This window comes from Geothrix terrae, assembly GCF_022808775.1.
In the GTDB taxonomy this organism is placed as follows: Bacteria; Acidobacteriota; Holophagae; order Holophagales; family Holophagaceae; genus Geothrix; species Geothrix terrae.
Map to the genome: position 1 here is coordinate 583672 of NZ_JAKZLA010000002.1, position 25214 is coordinate 608885.

General features: G+C 70.0%; 23 protein-coding genes. 22 read left to right on the forward strand and 1 reads right to left on the reverse strand.

The features are described from left to right. Positions 1 to 103: 103 nt before the first annotated feature. Complete coding sequence (locus MLE42_RS05685; RefSeq protein WP_243286908.1) at positions 104 to 1015, reverse strand: EamA family transporter; 912 nt, start codon at positions 1013 to 1015, stop codon at positions 104 to 106. A gap of 168 nt (positions 1016 to 1183) precedes the next feature. Here MLE42_RS05685 and MLE42_RS05690 point away from each other — a divergent pair, with 168 nt between their 5' ends. From MLE42_RS05690 to MLE42_RS05800, 22 genes are all read left to right on the forward strand, one after another. Then, positions 1184 to 1960: a TrmH family RNA methyltransferase gene (locus tag MLE42_RS05690; protein WP_243286909.1), complete on the forward strand. Its 777-nt coding sequence runs from the start codon at positions 1184 to 1186 to the stop codon at positions 1958 to 1960. Further along, positions 1957 to 3465, forward strand: a complete 1509-nt coding sequence (lnt, locus tag MLE42_RS05695) for an apolipoprotein N-acyltransferase (protein ID WP_243286910.1) — start codon at positions 1957 to 1959, stop codon at positions 3463 to 3465. The genes MLE42_RS05690 and lnt overlap by 4 nt, the downstream gene beginning before the upstream one ends. Next, positions 3465 to 3965, forward strand: coding sequence for a GNAT family N-acetyltransferase (locus MLE42_RS05700; protein WP_243286911.1), 501 nt, complete (start codon positions 3465 to 3467; stop codon positions 3963 to 3965). The genes lnt and MLE42_RS05700 overlap by 1 nt, the downstream gene beginning before the upstream one ends. After that, positions 3962 to 4585, forward strand: a complete 624-nt coding sequence (locus MLE42_RS05705) for a Maf family protein (RefSeq protein ID WP_243286912.1) — start codon at positions 3962 to 3964, stop codon at positions 4583 to 4585. The genes MLE42_RS05700 and MLE42_RS05705 overlap by 4 nt, the downstream gene beginning before the upstream one ends. A gap of 488 nt (positions 4586 to 5073) precedes the next feature. Further along, positions 5074 to 5637, forward strand: a complete 564-nt coding sequence (locus MLE42_RS05710) for a cytochrome c3 family protein (RefSeq protein WP_243286913.1) — start codon at positions 5074 to 5076, stop codon at positions 5635 to 5637. An 11-nt stretch (positions 5638 to 5648) separates the two neighbouring features. After that, positions 5649 to 5843: a hypothetical protein gene (locus MLE42_RS05715; protein ID WP_243286914.1), complete on the forward strand. Its 195-nt coding sequence runs from the start codon at positions 5649 to 5651 to the stop codon at positions 5841 to 5843. A 4-nt stretch (positions 5844 to 5847) separates the two neighbouring features. Continuing rightward, positions 5848 to 8856: a TAT-variant-translocated molybdopterin oxidoreductase gene (locus tag MLE42_RS16035; RefSeq protein WP_275975714.1), complete on the forward strand. Its 3009-nt coding sequence runs from the start codon at positions 5848 to 5850 to the stop codon at positions 8854 to 8856. Beyond that, entirely contained in the window at positions 8846 to 10252 is a 1407-nt protein-coding gene (gene nrfD / locus MLE42_RS05730; protein ID WP_243286915.1) for an NrfD/PsrC family molybdoenzyme membrane anchor subunit, read from the forward strand. The genes MLE42_RS16035 and nrfD overlap by 11 nt, the downstream gene beginning before the upstream one ends. Beyond that, positions 10245 to 11384 (forward strand): quinol:electron acceptor oxidoreductase subunit ActD, encoded by a 1140-nt coding sequence (locus tag MLE42_RS05735; RefSeq protein WP_243286916.1) that lies wholly within the window; start codon positions 10245 to 10247, stop codon positions 11382 to 11384. Before nrfD ends, MLE42_RS05735 begins: the two co-directional genes overlap by 8 nt. After that, complete coding sequence (locus MLE42_RS05740; RefSeq protein WP_243286917.1) at positions 11381 to 12541, forward strand: hypothetical protein; 1161 nt, start codon at positions 11381 to 11383, stop codon at positions 12539 to 12541. The genes MLE42_RS05735 and MLE42_RS05740 overlap by 4 nt, the downstream gene beginning before the upstream one ends. Continuing rightward, the gene (locus MLE42_RS05745) at positions 12538 to 13230 is read left to right on the forward strand and encodes a c-type cytochrome (protein WP_243286918.1); all 693 of its coding nucleotides are present in this window, start codon (positions 12538 to 12540) and stop codon (positions 13228 to 13230) included. The genes MLE42_RS05740 and MLE42_RS05745 overlap by 4 nt, the downstream gene beginning before the upstream one ends. Beyond that, on the forward strand, positions 13227 to 14099 hold the full coding sequence (locus MLE42_RS05750) for an SCO family protein (protein ID WP_243286919.1): 873 nt from the start codon (positions 13227 to 13229) through the stop codon (positions 14097 to 14099). The genes MLE42_RS05745 and MLE42_RS05750 overlap by 4 nt, the downstream gene beginning before the upstream one ends. Then, positions 14096 to 15712: a cytochrome c oxidase subunit I gene (locus tag MLE42_RS05755; protein WP_243286920.1), complete on the forward strand. Its 1617-nt coding sequence runs from the start codon at positions 14096 to 14098 to the stop codon at positions 15710 to 15712. The genes MLE42_RS05750 and MLE42_RS05755 overlap by 4 nt, the downstream gene beginning before the upstream one ends. Beyond that, the gene (locus MLE42_RS05760) at positions 15709 to 16311 is read left to right on the forward strand and encodes a cytochrome c oxidase subunit 3 family protein (RefSeq protein WP_243286921.1); all 603 of its coding nucleotides are present in this window, start codon (positions 15709 to 15711) and stop codon (positions 16309 to 16311) included. The genes MLE42_RS05755 and MLE42_RS05760 overlap by 4 nt, the downstream gene beginning before the upstream one ends. 10 nt (positions 16312 to 16321) lie before the next feature. Continuing rightward, positions 16322 to 16648, forward strand: coding sequence for a cytochrome C oxidase subunit IV family protein (locus tag MLE42_RS05765; RefSeq protein WP_243286922.1), 327 nt, complete (start codon positions 16322 to 16324; stop codon positions 16646 to 16648). Between the two features lie 7 nt (positions 16649 to 16655). Further along, entirely contained in the window at positions 16656 to 17609 is a 954-nt protein-coding gene (coxB, locus tag MLE42_RS05770) for a cytochrome c oxidase subunit II (RefSeq protein ID WP_243286923.1), read from the forward strand. A gap of 96 nt (positions 17610 to 17705) precedes the next feature. After that, positions 17706 to 18593: a protoheme IX farnesyltransferase gene (locus MLE42_RS05775; RefSeq protein ID WP_243286924.1), complete on the forward strand. Its 888-nt coding sequence runs from the start codon at positions 17706 to 17708 to the stop codon at positions 18591 to 18593. 73 nt (positions 18594 to 18666) lie between these two features. Next, the gene (locus tag MLE42_RS05780; RefSeq protein ID WP_243286925.1) at positions 18667 to 22107 is read left to right on the forward strand and encodes an ATP-binding protein; all 3441 of its coding nucleotides are present in this window, start codon (positions 18667 to 18669) and stop codon (positions 22105 to 22107) included. A 61-nt stretch (positions 22108 to 22168) separates the two neighbouring features. Then, positions 22169 to 23032 (forward strand): 3-methyl-2-oxobutanoate hydroxymethyltransferase, encoded by an 864-nt coding sequence (gene panB / locus MLE42_RS05785; RefSeq protein WP_243286926.1) that lies wholly within the window; start codon positions 22169 to 22171, stop codon positions 23030 to 23032. Positions 23033 to 23084: 52 nt separating this feature from the next. Further along, entirely contained in the window at positions 23085 to 23969 is an 885-nt protein-coding gene (gene panC, locus MLE42_RS05790; RefSeq protein ID WP_243286927.1) for a pantoate--beta-alanine ligase, read from the forward strand. Positions 23970 to 24165: 196 nt separating this feature from the next. After that, the gene (locus MLE42_RS05795; protein ID WP_243286928.1) at positions 24166 to 24546 is read left to right on the forward strand and encodes a hypothetical protein; all 381 of its coding nucleotides are present in this window, start codon (positions 24166 to 24168) and stop codon (positions 24544 to 24546) included. A gap of 12 nt (positions 24547 to 24558) precedes the next feature. Next, on the forward strand, positions 24559 to 25101 hold the full coding sequence (locus MLE42_RS05800) for a hypothetical protein (protein WP_243286929.1): 543 nt from the start codon (positions 24559 to 24561) through the stop codon (positions 25099 to 25101). The last annotated feature ends 113 nt before the right edge of the window (positions 25102 to 25214 follow it).

Here is a 25214-nt window from a genome sequence, read left to right on the forward strand (position 1 = left end):
GCACTCCGGGGGCCCGCCTCCCGGCAGACGACTCCGGGGAAACACGCCTCCCACCCCGTCCGGAGGGGGCCTGACAGACCACCGGCCCAGATCCTGGCCCGGATCACCGCTCCGCCAGGGGTTCGTCCGGCCGCCGCTCCACGGAGAGGAGGATCACCGCCCCGAGGATCAGGGCCGCGCCCACCCACTGCCAGGGCAGCAGGATCTCGTGGAGGAAGAGGGCCCCGAACAGGCAGGCGGCCAGCGGCTCCAGGGTGCTGACGACCGACGCCCGGGCGGCGCCCACCCGGGCCATGCCCGCCAGCAGCAGGGGAATGGGCAGCAGGGTTCCGACCACGGCCAGCCCCAGCAGGGGCTTCCAGGCGCCGAGGGCCAGCGCCGGCTCCCACCGGTGCGACCCCAGGGCCAGGACCAGGTACATGAGCCCCGCGCTGGACATGATCCAGGCGCTGGCGACCAGCGAGGGCACCCCTTTCTGGAGGCGCGCCCCCAGCAGGATGTAGGCGGTGTACCCGAAGGCCGTGGCCAGGCCCATGACGAGGCCCAGGACATCCGTGCCCCGGCCGGGGGCGCCCACCGCCAGGGCCGTTCCCACCAGCGATGCGGCGAGAGCGGCCAGGTCGCGGCCCGCCAGGCGGTGCCGCCCGGCCAGGACCTCCCACAGGGCCACCATGGCGGGGTAGAGGTAGAGGAGCAGGGCCGTAAGGGCCACGGGGATCCGGCGGGAGCTGGCGAAATAGAGGCCGCTCTCCACCACGTAGAGGGCGCCCATGCCCACGAAGCCGGCGATCTGGGCCGGCGTGAGGGTGAAGCGGACGCCCCGCAGGAACAGCCACAGCCAGAGGGCGCCCCCGGCCACGAGGAAGCGCACCGCCAGGAAGGTGGGGAGCCCCAGGCCCAGGGCGGCCGCCTGGCGGTTGAAGATGGGCAGGAGGCCGAAGCAGATCCCCGAGATGGCCACCAGCAGGAAGCCCAGCCCCCGGCCTGTGCCTGACCCCCTAGTGGCCGGATTCATCGCGTCGTCGTCCATCCCAGCAGGGTATCGCGGCCTCCGGCAGGGCATCGCGGCGCGTGGCGCGGCCTTCTTCGGAGGAGGCGGCCCGGCTCCCTGGCATGATGCTCATGTCGGCGCTGCCATCCCCAGGGTGGGGGCGTCCCCGTGATGTCCCCGGACCCGGTCCCCATGCCCACCCTCACCAGCAAAGCCAATCCGCGCTTCAAGGAGCTCCTGGCCCGCCTCCGCCCGGGCGGCGCCCACCGCGGGGCGACGCTCCTGCTGGGCGCGAAGCTCATCGAGGCCTGGGCCGAGGCGCGGCGGACCGCCGCCGGAGCCCGGCTGCGCCCGGCGCTCTGGCTGAGGCTGGAGCAGGCCGTCCCGCACCCGCTGGAGGCGGCCCTCGACCTGGACACGCAGGTGCTCGGCGAAGCCCTCATGCGGGAGCTGGCCGACGCGGGCAGTCCGCCGGAGCACGCCCTGCTGATGGACCTGGGCCCCGAGCCCGCCGGGCCCCTGGCCGAGCGCGTCATCGGCGCCTGGGGCATCCAGGATCCGGGCAACCTCGGCGCGCTCCTCCGCAGCGCCGCCGCCTTCGGCTTCCAGGAGGCCCTGCTGGGGCCGGGTTGCGCGGATCCCTTCCACCCCAGGGCCCTGCGCGGCAGCATGGGCGCCGCCTTCCTGATGCCCCTGCGCCGGGCGCCGCGCCTGGAGCCGGACGGGGGCCGCTGGTACGCCCTGGACGGCGGCCCCGGCGCCGTGCCCCTGGCCGAGGCCGATCTTTCGGCCCCCCTGCGCCTCTGGGTGGGCAGCGAAGGCCACGGCTGGCAGGGGATGGACCTGCCCCCGGCCGTGCGGCGCCTGGCCATCCCCATCCAGGGCGTGGAAAGCCTCAACGCCGCCGTGGCCGCAGGCATCGCGTGCTACGAGGCGGCGAGGAGGCTGGGCCGGGGATCAGGACGATGACCCGCGGCTGGCTCCTCCGTCCCCTCGAAACCGCCGTGCTGGCGTGCGTCTTCATGCTCGCCTTCCGCTTCCCGGGCGCCCTGGGGGGCTGGCTGGAGCCGGCCCTGGCGCTGCTCTTCCCCGTGCTGTTGCTGGAAGGCCTGTTCAAAGGACGCCACGCCGTGTGGACCTGGGTGGCGATCCTGGGCGGCCTCCTTCTCCTCTACCAGTGGGTGCCCCAGACCCTGGCCTCCAAGGGCGGACTGCCCTTCGGCCTGGCCCTGCTGGGGACGGTCCTGCTAAGCCTCTGGGAAGCCACGGGGCTCTGGCTGGTGGCCCTGGGATCGCGCTGGGCCTTCCGCCGCATCGGGCCCCTGGCCGCCACCTGCGCGGCCGCCTTCCTCCTGATCGGGTGGGAGACCTGGGGCTTCCATGTCTACCCCTGGACCTGGGGCGCCGCCTTCGGTTCCCTGCCCTGGCCGGCGCGTTCGGCCGCCTTCCTGGGCGCCTCCGGCCTGTCGGCCCTGGCCTGGGGCGCCGGGGCCTGGACCGCCGCCCACCTGGCCCGGGGCGCCTCCCCCCGGCGGACCCTGGCGGGGCCGGGCTTCGCCGTGGGCCTGATGCTCCTGCTGGGAGGCGCCTGGCACCTCCTGCCGCGGGAGGGGGGATGGACCCTCGATGTGGCCATGATCCAGCCCAACTTCCCGGCGGGCGTGCGCTGGCCGGGGATGGAAGCGGAGATGTGGCGGCGCAGCGACGCGCTGCTGAAGGCCCGGGGCTGGCCGAGGCCCGGGCGGGCCACCCTGCTGCTCTGGCCCGAGAGTTCGGTGCTGGGCCGGGACGACCGCCGTCCGGACCTGCGGCTTTCCGCCGAGGCCGTGTCCCGGGGCGTGGCCTGGCTCTTCGGCACCGAGGGAGGTCCCTACAACCTGGTGCGGGGCGAGGCCGCCGGCCGGCCGGCCTTCGTCTTCGCGAAGACCGAGCCCATGCCCTTCGGGGAGCGCACGCCCGGCCCCGAGGCCTTCCGCCACTGGCTGGACGGGAAGATGGGCTTCGTATCCCAGGAGGCCGGGGAGCTCAAGGAGGGCTGCGCCTTCGCCGTGCCCACCCCCGCCGGCGACCTGCACGTGCATCCGCTCATCTGCAGCGAGGCCCTCCTGGCCCAGCGCACCCGCCGGGGCTTCGACCTGGGCCACGCGGACCTGCTGAGCAACCACACCAACGACGGCTGGTTCGATCGCAGCATCGCCACGGACCTGCACGCAGCCCAGATCCGCCTCCGCGCCACGGAGCTGGGCGTCCCCCTGCTGCGGGCCACGCTCACGGGGAAGTCCGGCGTCTTCCGCGAGGACGGCCGCTTCGAGCTCTGGGGCGAGCCGCTCACAGAGGGCGCGTATGCCGTGGACCTGAGCTGGCGGCCCATCCGGACGCCGGCCCGCTCCGCCTGGCTGCTGCCGGGGCTGATGGCGGGGCTGGCGCTCGTGACGGTGCTGCTAGGCTGGAAGGCCCTAGCCCGGAAGGCCTGATGGACCGCGATCTCCTCGTACCCGAGCCGCTTTCGACCCCGCACGGCACCGTGGCCTTCTTCGACGAGACCTGGAGCGTGGACCCCCGCGAGCTCCAGATCTTCTTCCAGGCGGAAGAGGTCTACTGGACCGCGGACCGCACCATCGGCCAGTGGCGGCGGCTGCTGGCCTGCTCGCGCCTGCTGACGGCCCGGCTCGTGCCCGAGGGCCACCGGGGCGGCCGCCTGGTGGGCGCCACCCGGCTCTGGTCCGACCACGCCTACGAGGCCAAGCTCTACGATGTGGTGACGGCCCGGGACCTGATGGGCCAGGGCATCGCCACGGAGTTGGTGAAGTGGGCCCTGCGGCACCCCTGGGCGGGCGAGGTGCAGCGCTTCGTCCTGGAGACCCGCGACGCGGCCAACTTCTACCCCCGCTTCGGCTTCCGCCTGGGCCAGGACGTCGACAGCTTCCACATGCGGGTGGGCCTCGCCGAGCTCGAGCAGCGGGGCCTGCGGTGAACGAGACCCTCCCCGGCCTCCCCGAGGCCGCCCTGAAGCCCCTGATCCTGGCCAGCAGCAGCCCCCGCCGCCGCCACTGGCTGGAGGCCATGCGCATCCCCTTCGAGATCCAGGCGCCCGAGGTGGACGAGACGCCCCTCCTGGACGAGGAGCCCGGCGACCTGGTGCTGCGCCTGGCGGAGCTGAAGGCCGAGGTGGTGGCCGGCCGCAACCCCGACCGCTGGGTCATGGCCGCGGACACCACCGTGGCCGTGGACCATCACACGCTCAACAAGCCCCTGGACGTGGAGGACGCCGTGCGGATGCTGGGCCTGATCCAGGGCCGCGCCCACCAGGTGCACACCGGCTTCTGCCTCCAGCGGAACGATCAGGTCCACAGCTTCGTGGACACGGCCCAGGTGGTCTTCCGCCCCCTCACCGAGGCCCAGATCCGCTGGTACATCGGCACCCACGAACCCATGGACAAAGCGGGTTCGTACGCCATCCAGGGCATCGGGGCCCTGTTCATCGAAGGGGTCGAGGGCAGCTTCTCCACCGTGATGGGCCTGCCCGTGGAGCGCATGGGCGCCCTGTTCCTCCAGCTGGGACTCCTGAAACCCTGGATGGGCTTCCCCAGGTAGGGTGGTCAGACCTCACGAAAAATCCCAAACCCCTGACAAAGAAGAGGTTCCGGGAGGTTATGCGCCGCCTCGGGTGCGGAGGCGGAGCTGGCCTCGTCTCGACGGCCTGCGGCCTGGAGGAAATCGCCACCCCCGCAGGCCTCTAAATAGAACACCGGATAATCCCCTTAGTCGCTGGATCTGTCTCAGAAAAAAGGGATAAACAATCCTGTGGCACTGATCTATGATGGTGACTTGCGACACAAATTTGCCGAATGTCGCCCCAGTGTGACCAAGTCCTCTGGACATGAGTGTCGTCTTACTTCAGACGCCGCTCGGCCGACATTCTCTGGACGGAGACGCCGAGGCCCGGAAGGAGTCCCTTCCGGCTCGCCCGGCACCTGCCAGAATCTCTGGCCATCACCTCCGATCCGTCCCGCGTCCAACCGTCCCTTCAGTCCCCGCTGGCTCCGGCCACTGCGTGGATCCGAACTTTCCAGGGGTTGTGCATGCACCAATTCGACCGAGCGTTCCGCTTCGTCCTGCCGGCCGGGGCCGTGGCGGTCCTCCTCACGGTGCTCGCCGTGGGTTGGTTCACCCAGCCGGATCGGTTCGCCAAGGGCTACGCCCCCGAGCAGCCCATCCCCTTCTCCCATGAGCTGCACGCCGGCACCCTCCGCATGCAGTGCCAGTACTGCCACTCCGGCGTGGACAAGTCCCGGACGGCGGGCATCCCCAGCGTGGACCTCTGCATGGGCTGCCACAAAGTGACCAAGACCGACCGGCCCGCCATTCAGAAGCTGACGCAGATCGCCAACTCCGGCCAGCCCATCCTCTGGCAGCGGGTCCATTCCCTGCCGGATCACGTCTTCTTCGACCACCGGCCCCACGTGAACGCCGGCATCACCTGCCAGAGCTGCCACGGCGAGGTGCAGACCATGAAGGTGGTCACCCGCGAGATGGGCATGCGCATGGGCAACTGCCTGGCCTGCCACCGGGATCCCCACGCCGCGCTGCCCGCCGGCTCCAAGATCACCCGGGGCGCCGAGAACTGCGCCGCCTGCCACCGCTAGGAGCCCCGACGATGGCCGACGAGACCCGCAAGCCGCTGCTCGACCGCGCCGCCGCCCTGCTGGCGGGCCCGCTCCTCCTGGGCCGGGAGGCCCTGGGCCTCGTCTTCCGCCCGGACCGCGAGACCCCTCCGGAGACGCCGCCGGAACCGGTTCCGCTCCGCATCCCCATCACGCCCCCCGAACACGCCATCAAGCGCCGCGGATGACCCCATGAAGACACGACTCCCTGAACACGGCCCCCTCGAGACCCCGCGCTTCTGGCGCACCCTCGAGGAGCGCATCGAGACGCCCGAGGCCCAGCAGGCCGCCCACGACGAGTTCCTGCCCGGCGCCATCCCGCCATCCCTCGACCTGGGCCCGAACTACGATGACGTTCATGGCCTGCCGCCCCAGAGCGGCGTCTCCCGCCGCGACTTCCTGGGCCTGGTGAGCGCCGCCGCCGCGCTGGCCGCCACCGTGGCCTGCGACCGCAAGGGCCAGGGCACCGTGGTGCCCTACACCAAGCGCCCGGTGGAGGTGGTGCCCGGCGTGGCCAACTACTACGCCAGCGCCACCCACGAGGGCCGCCGCGTCTATCCCGTGCTGGTGAAGACCCGCGAGGGCCGCCCCATCCACCTCACCGGCAACGATGAGCACCCCGGCGTGAAGGGCAAGACCAGCCCCCGCGTCATGGCCGATGTGCTGCGCCTCTACGACCCCGACCGCCTCCGGGCCCCGAAGGCCAACGGCCATGTGGCGGGCTGGGCGGAGGTGGAAGCCCAGCTCCACGGGGCGCTCCGGGGTGCCAAGGCCGCTGGCAAGCCCGTCCTCCTGGTTTCCGGCGCCGTGGTTTCGCCCAGCCGCAAGGCCCTACTGGCGGACCTCAAGGCCGTCCTGCCCACCCTGGAGCACCTGGCCCATGAGCCCGCCGCGGGCGATGCCGCCGAAGTGGCGGCCCAGGCCAGCTTCGGCCAGGCCGTGGACCTTCAGCCCCGGCTGGACAAGGCCAAGGTCATCCTGTCGCTCGGCGCGGACTTCCTGAACGGTGAGGATCCCGAGGCCCAGGCCGCCTGGGGCGCCCAGCGGCGGCTCAAGAGCGCCCAGGATTCCATCAACCGCCTCTGGGTGCTGGAAGGCCCCCTCACGCTGACGGGCACCAACGCGGACATGCGCGTGCCCGTGGCGGCCACGCGCCTGGCCACCGTGGCCTTCGCCCTGGCGAAGGAGCTGGCCGCCAAGGGCGCGAAGCTCCCCGCCGGCGCTGATCTATCCGGGATTTCCGCGGGCGCGCCCGCGGAAATCCCGGCAGCCACCTGGTCCAAGCTGGTGAAGGACCTCCGCGCTGCGGGCCGGAGCGCCGTGGTGCTCTGCGGCGCCCAGATGCCCGCCGAGGCCCACCAGGCGGCCCACCTGCTGAACGCCATGCTGGACTCCGAAGCCGTGGCCGTCCGCGCCGCCGAGCCCCTGGCCACGGCGAAGGATCTCGACACCGCCGCCCAGGGCATGGCCTCGGGCCGCTACGCCGCGGTCCTCTTCTGGGATGTGAACCCCGCCTACACCTTCCCGAAGGCCGCCCAGTGGAAGGAAGCCGTGGCCAAGGTGCCCTTCCGGGCCTGGATCGGCCAGGTGGAGGACGAGACCGCCGCCCAGTGCCAGCTGCTGCTGCCGGAGAACCACTGGCTGGAGAGCTGGGGCGACTACGCCACGCCCGGCGCCGCCGTGCTCCAGCAGCCCGCCATCGGGGCCCTCTACGACACCCGCCAGGGCGAGGACATCCTCCTGGGCGTCCTGAAGGCCCTGGGCGCCTCCATGCCCGAGAGCTACCACGCCTACCTGCAGGCCCGCTGGAAGAAGGAGCTGCCCTTCGGCACGTCCTTCGAGCAGGCCCTGCACGACGGCCTGGTGAAGGGCGAGGCCAAGGCCTCGGCACCCGCCTTCAAAGGCGCCTCCGTGGCCGCGGCCGCCAAGAAGGCCGCCGCGAAGATCGACGGGATGGAGCTGGTGCTCTTCCCCGGCTTCGCCACCCACGACGGCCGCCACGCCAACAACAGCTGGCTGCAGGAGACGCCGGATCCCATCACCAAGATGACCTGGGACAACCCCGTGGCCGTGTCGGTGCAGGACGCTAAGACCCTGGGCCTCGAGGAAGGCGACTGGGTCACCCTCGCCGTCGATGGCGTCACCCTCAAGCTGCCCGCGGTGATCCAGCCCGGCCAGGCCCAGGGCGTGCTGGCCCTGGCGCTGGGCTACGGCCGCACCACCGGCGGCGTGGCCAAGGGCATGGGCGTCAACGCCTTCCCCCTGGTGGGCCTGGATCCCTCCAGCGCCCATGTCCGCGGCGGCGCGAAGCTGGCCAAGGCCGGCGGGAAGAAGGAACTCTCCCGCACCCAGAGCCACCACCGCATGGAGGGCCGCGACCTGGTGCGCTCCCTCACGATGGACGAGTTCACCCACGACCCCCAGGGTCACCACCACGGGCCCGAGCTGGTGACCCTCTACGAGGATCAGAAGTTCCCGGACCACAAGTGGGGCATGGTCATCGACCTGGCCGCCTGCACCGGCTGCTCCGCCTGCATGGTGGCCTGCCAGTCCGAGAACAACGTGGCCACCGTGGGGCCCGAGCAGGTGGCCCGAGGCCGTGAGATGCACTGGATCCGCATCGACCGCTACTACGAGGGCGAGCTGGAGAACCCGAAGGTGGTCCACCAGCCGATGCTGTGCCAGCACTGCGACAACGCGCCCTGCGAGAACGTGTGCCCGGTGAACGCCACCAACCACAGCTCGGAAGGCCTGAACCAGATGGCCTACAACCGCTGCGTGGGCACCCGCTACTGCGCCAACAACTGCCCCTACAAGGTGCGGCGCTTCAACTTCCTGGAGTACACCGCCTACAAGACCGAGCCCGAGACCCTTGTGAACAACCCCGAGGTCACGGTCCGCCCCCGCGGCGTCATGGAGAAGTGCTCCTTCTGCGTGCAGCGCATCAACGACGTGAAGATCCGCGCCAAGGGCGAGGGCCGCAGCATCCTCGACGGCGAGATCACCACCGCCTGCATGGCCGGCTGCCCCTCGGACGCCATCGTCTTCGGCGACCTGAAGGATCCCAAGAGCAAGGTCGCCCAGCTGGTGGCCGCCAGCCGCGCCTACCGCGTGCTGGAGGAGCTGGGCGTCAAGCCCGCCATCACCTACCTGGCCGATCTGAAGAACCCCGCCGTCGAGGGAGGTCACCATGAAGCCTGATGCCGCCATCCTGCCCGGCGACATCCCGGAAGCCCTGATCGAGCCCGCCCTCACGGTGGGCGTGGTCACCCCCGGCAGCCTGGACGACCAGGTCCTGGCCTTCCCCGAGACGAAGCCCCCGAAGCAGTGGTACATCGGCCTGGCCGTCACCCTCACGGCCCTCTTCATCGGCGTCGGCTGCATCGGCTACGTCTTCGTCACGGGCATCGGCGCCTGGGGCAACACCAGCCCCGTGTTCTGGGCCTTCGACATCATCAACTTCGTGTTCTGGGTGGGCATCGGCCACGCCGGCACGCTGATCTCGGCCATCCTCTTCCTGTTCCGCAAGCGCTGGCGCAACGCCATCGCCCGCTTCGCCGAGGCCATGACCATCTTCGCGGTCATCTGCGCCGTGATCTTCCCGCTGATCCACATCGGCCGCCCCTGGCTGGCCTACTGGCTGTTCCCCTACCCGAACCAGCGGGCCCTCTGGACCAACTTCCGCTCGCCACTGCTGTGGGACGTCTTCGCGGTGAACACCTACTTCTCCGTGTCCGCGATGTTCTGGTACCTGGGCCTGATCCCCGACATCGCCTCCATGCGCGACCGGGCGACCGGCAAGGTCCGGAAGGTCATCTACACCGTGCTGGCCATGGGCTGGCGCGGTGCCGCCTCCCACTGGCAGCACTACGAGAAGGCCTACCTGCTGTTGGCGGGCCTGGCCACCGGCCTGGTGCTCTCTGTGCACTCGGTGGTGAGCTTCGACTTCGCCACCTCGGTGGTGCCCGGCTGGCACATGACCATCTTCCCGCCCTACTTCGTGGCGGGCGCCATCTTCGCCGGTTTCGCCATGGTGGTGATGGTGCTGGTGGTCGTGCGCGAGACCATGCAGCTCAAGAACCTCATCACCATGCGCCACCTGGACGTGATGAACAAGGTCATCCTCGCCATGAGCTGCCTCATGGGCTACAGCTACATGATGGAGGGCTTCACGGCCTGGTATTCCATGAACGAGTACCTCCACCGCTCCTTCATGAACATCATCACGGGCACCTACGGCTGGGCCGGCTGGGTCACCATCAGCTGCAACATCCTCATCCCGCAGATCCTCTGGTTCAAGAAGGCCCGCGCCAGCTACTTCTGGATGGTCCTGGTGGCCGTGGGCGTGACCATCGGCATGTGGTTCGAGCGCTTCGTCATCATCGTGGTCTCGCTGCACCAGGACTACCTGCCCTCCGCGTGGCGCATCTACAAACCGACCATGATCGACTTCGGCGTCCTCCTGGGCACCTTCGGGGTCTTCTTCACGCTCGTCCTGCTCTTCGCCCGGGTGCTCCCGGTCATCGCCACCACCGAGGTGAAGGCGATCCTGCCCGGCGCCCAGCCCTCTCACCAGGGAGACGACCACCATGCCTGAGACGTCCTACGCCGTCCTCGGCGTCTTCGAGACGCCCGACGCCCTGATGAAGGCCATCCCCCAGGTGCGTGCCAGCAAGCTGGGCACCGTGGAGGCCTACACGCCCTACGCCCTCCACGGCATCGAGGAGGCCCTGGGCCTCCGCCGCTCCCCCCTGGGCGGCATGGTGCTGGTGATGGGCATCTTGGGCGCCATCACGGCCTTCGGCTTCCAGTACTGGATCAGCGCCATCGACTACCCGATCATCACCGGCGGCAAGTCGGCTGGTTCCTGGGAAGCCTTCATCCCCATCATGTTCGAAGTGACGGTGCTCTTCGCCACCTTCACCGCGGGCCTGGGGATGCTGTTCCTCCTGAACAAGCTGCCCTTCTTCGGCCACCCGGTGCTCTCGTCCAAGGCCATCAAGGGCATCACGCGGGACCGCTACGTGCTGGCCCTGGAGGCCGAGAGCGAGGCCTTCGACAGCGCCGCCGCCGCCCGGGCCCTCCAGGCGGCCGGCGCCATCGAGGTCGAAGCCCTGCCCGCGCCGGATCGCAGCCCCTTCCTCACCAGCGACTGGGTCCTGCGCACCCTGGGCGGCATCTTCACCGCCTGTGTCGTGGCCGGGCTGGCGATGTACTTCGCCACCAAGTGGTTCCCCGTGCTGGCGCCCATGAAATACATCCAGGAGCAGCCCCGCCTGAACGCCCAGAAGGCCTCCAGCTTCTTCAAGGACGGCCACGGGATGCAGCAGCCGGTGCCGGGCACCGTGGCCCGGGGCTACCTGCCCACGGCCACGGGCACCCAGGAGGAGGCGGCTTCGCTGGTGAACCCGCTGCCACGCACCCCGGAGGTCTTCGCCCTCGGGAAGAAGGTCTACAAGAACCGCTGCGAGGTGTGCCATGGCGCCGTGGCCAATGGCGTCGGCAGCCTGACGGCGGCCTACGGGGCCAAGCCCGCCAACCTGCAGGCCCAGCAGTTCCTGGACTACCCGGACGGCAAGATCTACTGGGCCATCGTGAACGGCAAGAACGCCATGCCCTCCCACGCCCCCTACCTCTCCGAGCGGGAGCGCTGGGCCGTGGTGGATTACGTGCGCGCCCTCCAGCGCGCCCAGAACGCCAAGGACGAGGACCTGAAGGTGGCCCGATGAGCCCGAACAAGAACACCTCCAACCTCCCCGTCTCCTGGCTCTGGGGCGCCGTGGCCGTGGGCGCCCTGGGGGTCCTCGGCAGCTACCTCGCCGCCGGCCCCGAGCGCTTCTGGGCCAACTGGGTCTTCTGGTTCGTGCTCCTCTTCACCCTGGGTCTGGGCTCGCTGTTCATCGTGGCCCTGGAGCACCTGGTCAACGCCAAGTGGAGCGTGCCCATCCGGCGCATCCCCGAGCGCCTGGCCACCCTGCTGATCCCCGCGGTCCCCGTGGGCCTCATCGCCCTGGCCGCCATCCCGGTGCTCTATCCCGGCGCCCGGCCCGAGGCGGCCCACCACCCGCTGCTGGCCGGCAAGGCCTTCTGGCTGAGCCTGCCCTTCTTCTCCGTGCGCACCGTCGTGGCCCTGGCGCTCTGCCTCCTGGGCCTCTGGGTGCTCGTGGGCGGCTCGCTCAAGCAGGACGCCACCCGGGATCCGGCTTTCAACTTCAAGGCCCGCAAGTTCGCGCCGGCCTTCATGGCCATCTTCGCGCTGGTGGTGACGCTGGTGGCCTTCGACTGGATCTCCGGCCTCACGCCCGAGTGGTACAGCGACATCTTCGGCGTCTACGTCTTCGCCGGCGCCTTCCTCAGCGGCCTGGCGGCCACGGCCCTGGCGGTCCTGCACCTCCAGGACCAGGGCCGGCTGGAGGGCGTGCGGGGCGACCACCTCTACAACCTGGGCGGCTTCCTCTTCGCCTTCACGGTGTTCTGGTCCTACATCGGCTTCGCCCAGTACATGCTCATGTGGTACGCGAACCTGCCGGACGAGGTCATCTGGTACAAGGTGCGCCTCCAGGGTTCCTGGCACCTCATCACGCTCGTCCTGGCGGGCCTCCACTTCGTGCTGCCCTTCTTCGCCCTGGTGACCCGGGACTCGAAGAAGGACCCCCGGCGCCTGCGCCGCGTGGCCTACCTGATGCTCGGGGCGCACGTGCTCGACATCTACTGGCTCATCTTCCCCGTCCTCGGCGCCAGCCCCCGCTTCTCCTGGCCCGAGCTCAGCTTCGCCCTCTTCTTCCTGGGCGGGATCCTCCTCTGGGTCCGCGGCGCCATGCAGAAGGGCGAGGACATGCCCGTCGGCGATCCCTTCCTCCGCGAGGGCCTGGAGTTCCGCCTATGAAGATCCACGACTACCTCTCCCCCGAAGAGCTGAAGCGCCTGCTGTCCGCGCTGCTGGTGGTGATCGGCTTCATCTCCATCGCCGCCTTCTTCGGCTTCACCGTGCTGCCCGGCCTGCGCTACCAGGCCAACACGGAGGCCACCGCGGCCCCCGTCCAGGCCGTGCAGGGCGAGACCGGCTGGCTGGATCCCACGGACTACCCGGCCCAGGCCCGGCAGGTCATCCCGCCCATCGACCCCAAGACCGTCATGACCCCGAACCCCGAGCTCATGGCCCGCGGCAAGGCGATCTTCGCGCAGACCTGCGCCACCTGCCATGGCCCCGAGGGCAAGGGCGACGGGCCGGCGGGGAAGGGACTCAACCCCATGCCCCGCAACTTCACGCAGAACGCGGGCTGGAAGAACGGCACCCGCATCGAGGACATCTACAAGACCCTGAACGAGGGCATCAAGGGCAGCTCCATGGTGGCCTACACGGATCTCTCCAAGCGGGACCGCATGGCTCTCGTCCACGTGGTGCGGTCGCTGGGCGCCTTCGACCACGGTGCCAGCGATCCGAAGGCCACCGCCGCGATGGAGAAGCTCTTCGCCAGCGCCGGTGAAGTCATCCCCAACCGCATCCCCGTCTCCCGTGCCGTGGACATCCTCTGCCGGGAGTACGCCGAGGCCCATCCTCAAGGCCGGCCATGACCTTCCGCCCGCTCCCCGCCGCCTTCTCCGCCCTGACTCTCGCCGCGGCGCTCCTGTGTCTCCCGGCCGGGGCCCAGACGACCAAGCCCGCCCCGGCGCCCGCCTCGACGTCCACCCCGGCGCCCGCGGCTGTGGAGGGCCCGGCCGCCCCCGCCTTCACCCCCCAGGAAGTGGGCATCGACGAAAAGCTGGGCGCCACCCTGCCCCTGGACCTGGTCCTGACCGGGGAGGACGGCCAGCCCGTCACGCTGCGCCAGCTCATTGACAAGCCCACCATCCTGACTCTCAACTACTTCCGCTGCGCCGGCATCTGCACGCCCCAGCTCAACGGGGTGGTCGAGGTGCTGAACCGCACGGAGGCGGTCCCCGGCAAGGACTTCCAGGTCCTCACGGTCAGCTTCGACGAGCGGGACACGCCCGAGATGGCCTCGCAGAAGCGCACCAACTACCTCGGCGAGATCACCCGGCCCTTCCCCCCCGCCGCCTGGCGCTTCCTGACGGGCCCCGCCACCGCCAGCCGCGCCCTGGCCGACGCCGTGGGCTTCCGGTACAAGCGGGTGGGCGACGACTTCGTCCATGCCGCGGCCATCATCTTCATCAGCCCCCAGGGCAAGGTCACCCGCTACATGTACGGCGTCACCTACCTGCCCGCCGACCTCCAGCTGGCGGCCCAGGAGGCCGGGCGGGGCGAGGCCCAGCCCACCATCAACAAGTTCCTGAAGTTCTGCTTCAGCTATGACCCTGCAGGGCGCAGGTACGTCCTGAACACCACGGCCATCAGCGCCGCCGTCACCATCCTGGCGGCCCTGATCTTCGTGGTCGTCCTCGTCCGCCGGGGCCGCAAGACCAAGTCCGAGGAGGCCGAATGACCACCCACGCCACCGCCCAGCCCAGCTACCTGGTGGACACGGGCTCCCGCAAGGGCCTCATGGCCTGGCTCACCACCACGGATCACAAGCGCATCGCGCTGCTCTACCTCTTCTCGATGATCGCCTTCTTCCTGGTCGCCATGGGCGTCGGCTTCGTCATGCGCCTGGTGCAGCTGACCACCTTCCAGCACCTGATCACGGCCCGGACCTACAACGCGCTGTTCACGCTCCACGGCGTGATCATGATCTTCCTGTTCGTGATCCCCGGCCTGCCGGCCGTCTTCGGGAACTTCTTCCTGCCCATCCTCATCGGCGCCAAGGACGTGGCCTTCCCGCGCCTGAACCTGGCGTCCTGGTACTTCTTCATGGCCGGCGCCATCCTTGCGGTGCTGTCCCTGTTCACCGGCGGCGGGGCCCCGGACACGGGCTGGTCCTTCTACGCCCCGTTCAGCCTGAAGACCGGCACCAACGTGAGCCTGGCGGTGTTTGGCGCCTTCGTGCTGGGCTTCTCCTCCATGCTGACGGGCATCAACTTCATCACCACCATCCACCGCCTGCGGGCACCGGGCATGAAGTGGTTCCGCATGCCCCTCATGTGCTGGGCCCTGTACTCCACCTCCTGGATCCAGCTCCTGGCCACCCCCATCGTGGCCATCACCCTGGTGCTGGTGATCCTCGAGCGATTCTTCGGCATCGGCATCTTCGATCCCGCCAAGGGCGGCGATCCCCTGCTCTACCAGCACCTGTTCTGGATCTACTCGCACCCGGCCGTCTACATCATGATCCTGCCGGCCATGGGCGCCATCACCGAAATCATCCCCACCTTCGCCAAGCGCACCATCTTCGGCTACAAGGCCATCGCGTTCTCCAGCATGGCCATCGCCGGCGTGGGCAGCCTGGTGTGGGCCCACCACATGTTCACCTCCGGCATGAGCAACCTGGCCACCATGCTCTTTTCGCTGCTGACGATGATCGTGGCGGTACCCAGCGCCATCAAGGTCTTCAACTGGGTGAGCACGCTCTACAAAGGCTCCATCGACTTCCAGCCCCCGCTGCTGTTCGCGCTCACCTTCATCTTCCTCTTCGCCATCGGCGGCCTCACGGGCGTCATGCAGGGCGCGCTGGCCATCAATGTCCACATCCACGACACCTACTTCATCGTGGGCCACTTCCACTACGTGATGTTCGGCGGCACCGGCATGGGGTTCTTCGCGGCCCTGCTCTACTGGTTCCCCAAGATGTTCGGGAAGATGTACTCCAAGACGGCCATCTACATTTCCTGGTTCCCCATCTTCATCGGCTTCAACATGCTCTACTTCGGCATGCTGATCCTCGGCATGATGGGCATGCCCCGCCGCTACTACGTCCACCTGCCCCAGTTCCACACCATGCACGTGGTGGCCACGGTGGGCAGCTGGTTCCTCGTGCTGGGCCTGCTGACCTACTTCGGGACCCTGCTCTACGCCCTCTTCAAGGGCCCGAAGGCTGAGGACAATCCCTGGGGTGGCGTGACGCTGGAATGGACCCTTCCCAGCCCGCCCATCCAGGAGAACTTCGAGACGATCCCCACCATCACCCACGGCCCCTACCAGTTCGAGCAGGAGTCCAAATGAGCGAGCACGTCCACCGCGACGACTTCGGCGCCCGGCTCGGCATGTGGCTGTTCCTGGTGACGGAGATCGTCCTCTTCGGCGGCCTCTTCATCGGCTATTCGTACATGCGGTACAAGTACCCCATGGAGTTCCACCACGGCGGCGCCGAGCTGAACGCCACCCTGGGCGTCATCAACACCGTGGTGCTGCTCACCAGCAGCCTCACGGTGGTGCTCGCCATCGTGGCCATCCAGCGGGCGGAGAAGAAGCGGGCCATGGCCTTCCTGGGCACCACCCTGGCCCTGGGCCTGACCTTCCTGGTCATCAAGTCCTTCGAATGGGCCGCGAAGTTCCACCATGGCCTCTATCCCAACGCCCCGCACCTGGCCACGCTGCCGCCGGGAGAGCAGGTCTTCTTCGGCCTCTACTTCACCATGACCGGCCTCCACGGCCTCCACGTCATCGTCGGCCTCTCGCTCCTCTCCGTCATGCTCTGGTGGGTGGCCACGGATCGCATCCGCGCGGACCGCTACATCCACCTGGAGAACAGCGGCCTCTACTGGCACCTGGTGGACGTGATCTGGATCTTCCTCCTCCCGCTGTTCTACCTGGCCGCGTAAGGACATGACCATGAGCGAACACGCCGAACATTCCGCCGATCTCAACACCGTCGAGCAACCCGAACATCCGGCCGAGCACCCGGGCTACGGCACCTTCATCAAGGTCTGGGTGGCCCTGTTGATCCTCACCGCCGGCCTGGTGGGCATGAGCCATGTCAGCCAGACCTACGCCGTCTGGGGGCTGCTGACCATGACCCCCCTCAAAGCGGGCCTGGTGTTCTACTTTTTCATGCACCTGAAATACGAAGGCCCCCTGCTGAAGATCGTGATCCTGGTGACCCTGGGCACGCTGCTGATCTTCTTCGCCCTGCTCTTCTCCGACGTCGCTTTCCACTGAGGCACCCATGGACTGGATGAACCAAGCCGCCCTCTCGGCCCAGAAGTCCGATGCGGTCTTCTTCTACGTATTCGGGCTCTCCGTGGCGTTCCTCATCTTCATCACGGCGCTGATGATCTATTTCGTGGTGCGCTACAGCAAGAAGCGCCACCCGAAGGCCGAGCAGATCGAAGGCCACCTGGGCCTCGAGATCCTGTGGACCACCATCCCCCTGGCGCTGTTCCTCTCGATCTTCTACTACGGGTGGACCAACTACGAGTACATGCGCCAGGCCCCCCGTGACGCCATGGCCGTGAACGTGACGGCGCGCCAGTGGGCCTGGTCCTTCGAATACCCCAACGGCAAGAAGAGCAAGGTGCTGTTCGCCCCCATCAACAAGCCCATGAAGATGGAGGTCCACAGCGCCGACGTGGTGCACGGCTTCTTCATCCCCTCGTTCCGCCTCAAGATCGACGCCGTCCCCGCCCGCACCAACACCACCTGGTTCCAGGCCACCAAGCTCGGCTCGTACGACATCGAGTGCACGGTCATCTGCGGCGTGGACCACAGCCTCATGCTGAGCAAGGTCATCGTGGTGCCCGAGGATGAGTTCAAGGCCTGGTACTTCGGCGGCGACGATGCCCCCGAGCCCGGCAAGGCCATCCGCGCCGCGGAGGCCCATCCCGACCTGAAGGACCTGCCCCCCGGCCTCGCCGTCCTCACCTCCAAGGGCTGCCTCGCCTGCCACTCGGTGGACGGCAAGCCGAAAGTCGGCCCCACCCTCAAGGCCCTCTACGGCCGGCAGGAGGAGGTCCTCGTGGCCGGCACCATGCGCGTCGTCACCGTGGACGAGACCTACCTGCGCCGGGCCATCACCAACCCCATGGAGCAGGTGGTGCGTGGCTATCCGCCCGCCATGCCCCAGACGCCCATGACGGAGCAGGAGCTCAGCGAGGTCGTCCGCTACCTCAAGAGCCTATGACAGTCCGGGGGACCGGGCTTGCGCCCTACACCCCCGGACCCCCGCCCCCGCCCAGCCAAGCTGGGCGAGGGCTGAACCAGGAGCGATGATTTGAGCGTGGCCGCGATTCCCGTCCCCAAGCACAGTCCCGTCTCGACCTTCCTCGAGCTGACCAAGCTGCGCATCTCCGGGGCCTCCACGTTCACGGCGGCGGCGGGGTACGTGGCCTTTCTCCGCGGCGCGGACGCCGGCCTGGTCACCACGCTGATCGGCATCCTGCTCCTGGCCATGGGCTCCAGCGCCCTCAACGAGGTGCAGGAGCGCCGCTACGACGCGCTGATGCCCCGCACGGCGGGCCGGCCCATCCCCCACGGCGACATCTCCGCGGGCCGCGCCACCCTGGTGGCGGTGATCCTCGCCGTGTCGGGCTTCCTGGTCCTGCTGGCGGCCCACAACCTCACCTCGGCCCTGCTCGGGGCCCTGGCCCTGGGCTGGTACAACGGCTTCTACACGCCCCTGAAGCGCGTGAGCGCCTTCGCCGTGGTGCCGGGTTCGCTCATCGGGGCCCTGCCTCCGGCCATCGGCTGGACCGCCGCCGGCGGCAGCGTGGCGGATCCCTCCATCCTGGCTCTGGCCTTCGTCTTCTTCATCTGGCAGGTGCCCCACTTCTGGCTGCTGGTGGGCCTCCACGCCGAGGGCTACGAGAAGGCCGGCTTCCCCACGCTGGTGTCCGTCTTCGGCCGGCCCCGGCTGTCGCGGCTGACCTTCACCTGGACCTGCGGCACCGCCGCGGCCTGCGGCCTGCTGCCCCTGTTCCGGGTGCTGGTGTCCTGGCCCGCGGAAGTCATGCTCGGCCTGGGCGCCGCCTGGCTCATCGCCGGTTCCCTGCCGCTGCTGAAAGAGGGCCAGGACGCCCCCCTCTACCGCCGCGTCTTCATGAACATCAACCTCTTCGCCCTGGTGCTCACCGCCGCCGTCATTCTGGATCCCTTCTTCAGCCGGTAGTCCACGGGCCCCGCTGGGGTACACTCTCGGCCATGCCCGCCCGCCCAGCCGAATCCGCGCGAAAGCCGCATCCGTGGATGTGACGCGCTTCCTCGGGACGCACCGCTACGCCTGGCTCATGGACCTGGGCCAGGGCGAGGGCTGCACCTTCCAGCTTCTGCGGCGGGACCTGGATGGCGCGCGCTTCCTGGCGCAGATCTGGTCGCCGCTGCCCGCGGAGCGCGACCTGGATCAGCTGCGCGACACCTTCCTGGCCCGCTTCCTCGACGCCGATCCCCTGGATCCCGTCATCGGCCACTTCGGCTTCGATGACGGTCAGGCCTGGCACCTCCAGGCCCTCCTGGGAGCGCCCCTCTCCCGCCTGTGGCCGGGCTGGGGCCCGGCCCAGCGCGCCGCCCTGACGCAGCACCTCGCGCGGGAGCTCGCGCGCGACCTCCACCCGCGGTTCCTGCACCCCGAGGTCATCTCCTTCCGGGCCGGGCTCACCCAGGTCCCGCGCGTCCTCGGCGGGGCTCCCTGGGGCCTGCCGGAGCTCGCCGGTCTCCTGCCCGAGGCTGTCCCCACCCCGGCCCTGTCCGACGACCTTCCCTGGACCCACACCCGGGACCTGTCGGAACTCATCGCCCGGCCCCTCCGGGGGCGGAGCCAGGAACTGCCGTATCTCAAGTCCCTCATGCTCGGCCTCAACGCCCCCATCCCCATGGAGCGCATCGTCCTCCTCCAGGGCGAGGAGGGCGTGGGCAAGGCCCACCTGGCCGCCTGGGCCTGCGCCGTGGCCGAGGGCGAGGGCATCTGGGTCCACCCCCTCGAAGCCTCGGCGGACGAATCCGCCGGGCGGTTCCTGGGCCGGCTGCTGGAGACCCTGCTGGCCGGCAACGAGGCGGATCTCTATGCCCAGCGTCCCGAGACCGCCCGGGCCCTGTCCCTGCGGATGCCGGCCTTCGCCTTCCTCACTGGCGGGCGCCACCGGAACCGCCAGGATCCTGGCCCCGAGCCCGAGGAAGTGAAGGCCGCCCTCGAGGCCCTGGATTTCGCCCGCCTCATCCATCCCCGCCTCGTCCACCTGTCGAACCTGGAGCGGGCCGCGCCGGAGGTGCTGTCGCTGGTGCGGGAGCTGGTCCACCGCTCGGACCTGCCCTGGCTGCTCTCCCTCACCACGGGCGCCCAGGGCGCCGGGCTGAAGCCCCTCATCGCGGACCTGCGGCAGGAGGCCTCCGCCGCCCTGGTGGGCGTCAACCGCATGGAGGACGAAGACCTTCGCGCCATCCTGGACGACCTGCTGGGCCGCCACGCCCTGCCCCCAGCCTACGTGACGGACCTGCTGGCCCAGAGCCTGGGCAACCCGGGCCTGCTGCGGAACGTCCTGGAGCTGGCCCAGCAGGAGGGCGCCCTGACCTGGGACCAGGACCGCTGGATCCTGGCGCCCGACCGCCCCGCGGCCCTCAGGGCCCAGGCCGACCTCGTGCAGCAGGTCTTCCTGGGCCGCCTCCAGCGACTCACCCCCGCCGCCGCCACCCTGGTGCGCCTGCTGGCCCTGGCCGACCGGCCCGTGCCCGCCGGCTCCCTCGGCCGCCTGCTGGGCCTGACGGGCGACGCGCTGGAGGACGCCCAGCAGGGCGCCCTGGGCTCCCGCCTGGTCCAGCTCCAGGGCGGCCAGGCCCTCATGCCCGATCCCCGCTGGCGGGAGCTGGTGCTCGCCCACACACCCCAGGCCGAACTCAAGCGGCTGGCCCGCGCCCTCCTGGCGGTCATCCAGGAGCAGGGCGGCCCCGTGGCCCACTCCGTCACGCTCCAGGCCCTCGCCTCCGACGAGGCCACGGCCTTGGCCGCCGTGCTGGAGGCCCTCGATCACCACCCACCCGGAGCCCCCCAGGAGGCGCAGCGGATGGTGGAGCAGGCCCTCCAGCTCCAGCCCCGGCCCTGGGACGAGGCGCGCCTGCACGAGCACCTGGCGGATGCCTGGGCCGCCGGCTCCCAGGGGCCTCCCGCGGATGGGGAGGCCCCGGCGCGGCCCGTGACGGACCTTGCCCTGGAGGCCCTCGACCGCGCCCTGGACGCCCTGGGGCGATCCGCCTTCCACGAGGGCGTCCGCCTGGCCGAGGCCCGGGTGCTGCGGAAGCGGGCCATGCTCCTGCTCCACCTCCGCCGCCCCGGCGAGGCCCAGGAGCCGGTCATGGGCGCCGCCGCCCGCCTGAAGGACCACCCCCTGCATCCCGAGCAGCCCCGCCTGCGCCTGGCCCTGGGCCAGCTCCACCTGCTGCAGGGCCACCTGACCAAGGGCATCCGCGCCCTCGAGGAAGGCCTCCACCCCCATGGCCAGAGTGGCGGCGGCCGGGCTCAGCCCCGGGATCAGGCGGCCCTGCTCACCGCGCTGGGCCTGGCGCTGGCCGCCCAGGGGCAGTTCCAGCGCGCGGCCGGCCACCTCGAATCCGCCCAGCGCCTGCTGGAGCACGGGCAGGACTTCCGCGGCCTGGTGCCGGCCCAGATCGGCCTGGCCCAGGTGCGACTCGCTCAGGGCCTGGCCGGCCCCTGCATCACCCTGCTCCAGGAGGCCCTCCAGACCGCCCGGCTGCAAGGCGACCTCGGCCTCCAGAGCCAGAGCCACCTGGCCCTGGGTGCCGTGCGGAGCCTTCAGCAGGTCCTGGGGCCGGCCCTGACACACCTGGACCGGGCCCTGGCCCAGGCCCAGCGGCTGGGCGACGCGCCCCAGGTGGCCATGATCCAGGTCTGGCGCGCGCGCACCTTCGCCGCCATGGGCGATCCCGTGGCGGCGGACCACGCCCTGTTCCAGGCCCAGGGCCGCTCGTCGGGGACCCAGCGCCTCCTGCTGGCCCCCGAGGAGCAGGGCGACCACACCCTGCTCCAGGGCGACGTGGCCCGGTTCCGCGGCGCCTGGCGCGATGCGGCCCGGCTCTTCAAGGCCGCCGCGGACCAGTTCGAGGCCTCCGGCATGCTCTGGCGCCACCGGCTGGCCCAGCTCCGGCTGGCCCAGGTGCTGGCCCGGGAATCCCAGCGCACCCGCCAGGAGGCCCCGGAGCAGGGCTGGACCATCCTCGAGAACCTCAAGGCCCCTGTGGAGGGCTCGGGCTCCCGCTGGCTGGAGCTGGAGTGGCACCGGGCTCACGCCCTGCTGCTCTCCACCGTGCCTCCCACCGAGGCCGTGGCGGAGGAGGGGCTGGAGGCCTGGAGCGAGGTGCTGGCCGCGGCCCGGGACCTCCAGTTCCCCGCCCAGGTGGTGGAGGCCTGCGCCGAGGGCGCCCAGCTCCTGCTCCAGCGCGGCGAGAAGCTGGGCGCCAAGGCCCGCCTCCAGGACGCCTTCCCCAGCTTCCAGGAGCTCTGGTCCCACCTGCCCGAAAGCCAGGGCACCGCCTTCCTCGGCCGCGAGGATCTGCACCGCTTCCGCCAGACCGTCGAAGCCGCCGGCCTCCGCTGGATCCTCCCCGACCGCGCCGACCCCCTCCAGGACTGGACCCCCACCCAGATGAACCTGCCGGTGGTGCCCGAAGGCGAATGACGAATCCGGCCATCGGTGGTCTCATGGAGGTCCACGGCTTCGACCTTCCAGCGGAGACCCCATGAGCCACCTGCCCGCGGACGCGCGCACCCGCGTCACCCTCCCCCAGCTGCACGCCTGGCACCACGCGGGACGGAAGCTCGTGATGGTCACGGCCTACGACGCCGCGACCGCCCGCATCGCCGATGCGGCGGGCGTGGATCTGATCCTCGTGGGCGACAGCGTGGGGAACGTGTGCCTGGGCTTCGAGAACACGCTGCCGGTCAGCATGGCCATGATGAACCACCACCTGGAGGCCGTGGCGCGCACCCAGCCCGCCGCCATGCTGGTGGCCGACATGCCCTACCTGAGCTTCCACCTCAGCGTGGAAGACACCCTGCGGAACGCCGGGGGATTCCTCCAGCGGGGGGCCCAGGCCGTGAAGCTGGAGGGCGGGGCCAAGCGCCTGCCCATGATCCACGCCCTCATCGACGCAGAGATCCCCGTCATGGGGCACCTGGGCCTCACGCCCCAGAGCGTGAACCCCATGGGCGGGTTCAAGGTGCAGGGCAAGCACAAGGGCGACGCCATCCGCCTGCTGGAGGACGCCCAGAAGCTGCAGGACGCGGGCTGCTTCAGCCTGGTGCTGGAGGGCATCCCCGCAGATTTGGCGGCCAGGGTGACGGAAACCCTGGAGATTCCCACCATCGGCATCGGGGCCGGCCCCCGGTGCTCGGGCCAGGTGCTGGTCTTCCATGATGTGCTGGGCCTGCTGCCGGGCACTTCGCCGAAATTCGTGCGCCGCTATGCCGAAGGATTCCAAGACCTGCGGGACGCCCTGGCCCTTTGGGCCGAGGATGTCCGCTCCGGAGGGTTCCCCGACGACCGGGAATCCTATACGCTTCCAGAAGCCGTTCGTCCGGTTCTGACCCAGTGGCACCCCTGATCGCGCCCTTGGTAAACTGACAGGCGCCTTCTGAAGGATCCCGCTTTTGTCCATGCGAGTCGTCCGTTCCATCGCTGATCTCCGTGCCCTCCTGAGACCCCTGCGGGATGAGGGCAAGCGCATCGGCTTCGTCCCCACCATGGGGTTCCTGCACGAGGGACACGGAGCCCTCATCCGCCAGAGCGCCGCCCGCTGCGATGCCACGGTGGTGTCCATCTTCGTGAATCCGACGCAGTTCGGTCCTGGTGAAGACCTGGCCAGCTATCCCCGGGACCTGGAGCGGGACCAGAACCTCTGCCTGGAAACCGGGGCCACGGTGCTGTTCATGCCGGAGGTTTCGGAGATCTACCCCACGGGCTTCCAGACCCATGTGGAACCCGGCCACCTGGCGGAAACGCTCTGCGGCCGCTACCGGCCCGGGCACTTCCGGGGCGTGGCCACGGTGGTGGCGAAGCTCTTCAGCATCGTCCAGCCGGACCTGGCCTTCTTCGGCCAGAAGGACTTCCAGCAGACGGCGGTGATCCGCCGCATGGCCCGGGACCTGAACCTGCCCGTGGACGTGGTGGTGGTGCCCACGGTGCGCGAAGCGGACGGCTTGGCCCTGAGCAGCCGCAACACCTACCTCGACGAGGACGGCCGGAAGCGCGCGCTGACCCTCAGCCAGGGCCTGCTGGCGGCGAAGGCCGCCTTCGACGAGGAGGGGGAGCGGGAGCCGGCGAAGCTGCTGGAGACCGCCAGGACCCTCATGACCGGGGCGGACTCCATCCAGTACCTGGAGCTGGTGGACGCCCAGACCCTGGAACCCCTGCAGGCCCCCGTGGACCGTTCCGCCGCCCTCTGCGTGGCCGCCTACGTGGGCAGCACCCGCCTCATCGACAACGTCCTCCTGACCCCCCCGGCGATCGGAGCGGGAACCGGCGGCAGCCAGGGCGCCTGAAAGGGCTGCTTGGCGAGAGGCTTTTTTGCCCCCGATTGCGCTGCAATCAGTGGCTGAAACCTCTCTTCGCAGAAGGAGCCACCATCTTTCGGACTATCCGCGCCTCCTCCCACGGATGGGGGCGTTCTCCCGGGTCGGGGGTTAGAATGACGGCGTCCTCCAGGCAACCGTCCGGGGACTCATTCCGGGAGGTTCCATGCTCGTCCCGATCCTGATTTCCGCGGCTCTCATCGCCATGCCCCAGGGGCGCGGCCATGGGAAGCACGGCAACGATGGCCCTCCGGGGCATGCCCGCGGGGGGGATGGTGTGCCTCCGGGCCTGGCCAAGAAGGGCGGCATGCCTCCGGGCCTGGCCAAGAAGTTCGGTTCCCGGCTCCCCGAGCGGCCCTACATCGCCGTGGATCCCCGCTACACCGACCGGGCCTGGTTCCTGATCGATGGCCGCTGGGAGCTACGCAAGGGCTTCTCCGTGGGCGTCCAGGCCGAGGTGCGCGATGTCCTCCGCATGCCCGCCGCGCCTCCCCCGGTGCCCCTGCCCAGGGTGGGTGTGGACCTCCACGTCGCCCTGTTCAACTAGCGAGGAGGCATCATGTTTCGCCCCTTGATGAGCGCCGCCCTCCTGGCGGTCTTTACCCTGACCGCGCAGCCCGCCACGGCCCGGCCCGACGATCACCGGGGTTGGCGCGGCGAGCGGGAAGAACGGCGTGACGATCGCCGTGATGACCGCAGGGACGACCGCCGGGATGATCGCGAAGACCGGAAGTACTGGAAGGAGCGCGACAAAGCCGAGCGCAAGTACTGGAAGGAGCGGGACAAGGAAGCGCGCCAATACGAGCGCCACCGCTACGACGACGATGACCGCGACCACGACCGCGGCCGGCCGCGCCGCTACCGGGCCCCCGGGTGGATGGACAGCTACTGGCGCCCCGGCGACGACCGGCGCTACGTGGCCCTGGTGCCCGGCGATCCCTCCCGCTGCTACGTCTTCATCGAAGGCCGCTGGGTGCTCCGACAGATCCGCGACCCCCGGGCCCGCCTGGACCTGGAAGGGGCTTTCCGCCTGCCCGTGGCCCCGCCCCCGGTGGCCCCGCCCCGGCTGGGCGTAGACCTCCATGTGGTGCTCTTCAACTGACCAGCCCGACCATTGAACAAGAGAATTAGGTAAAAATCGAGGATGGACCCAGGGTACACCTGGGTCCATCCTTATGCGTTGGCCGGGACTCCCTTGAGAGCCTGGACCGGAGG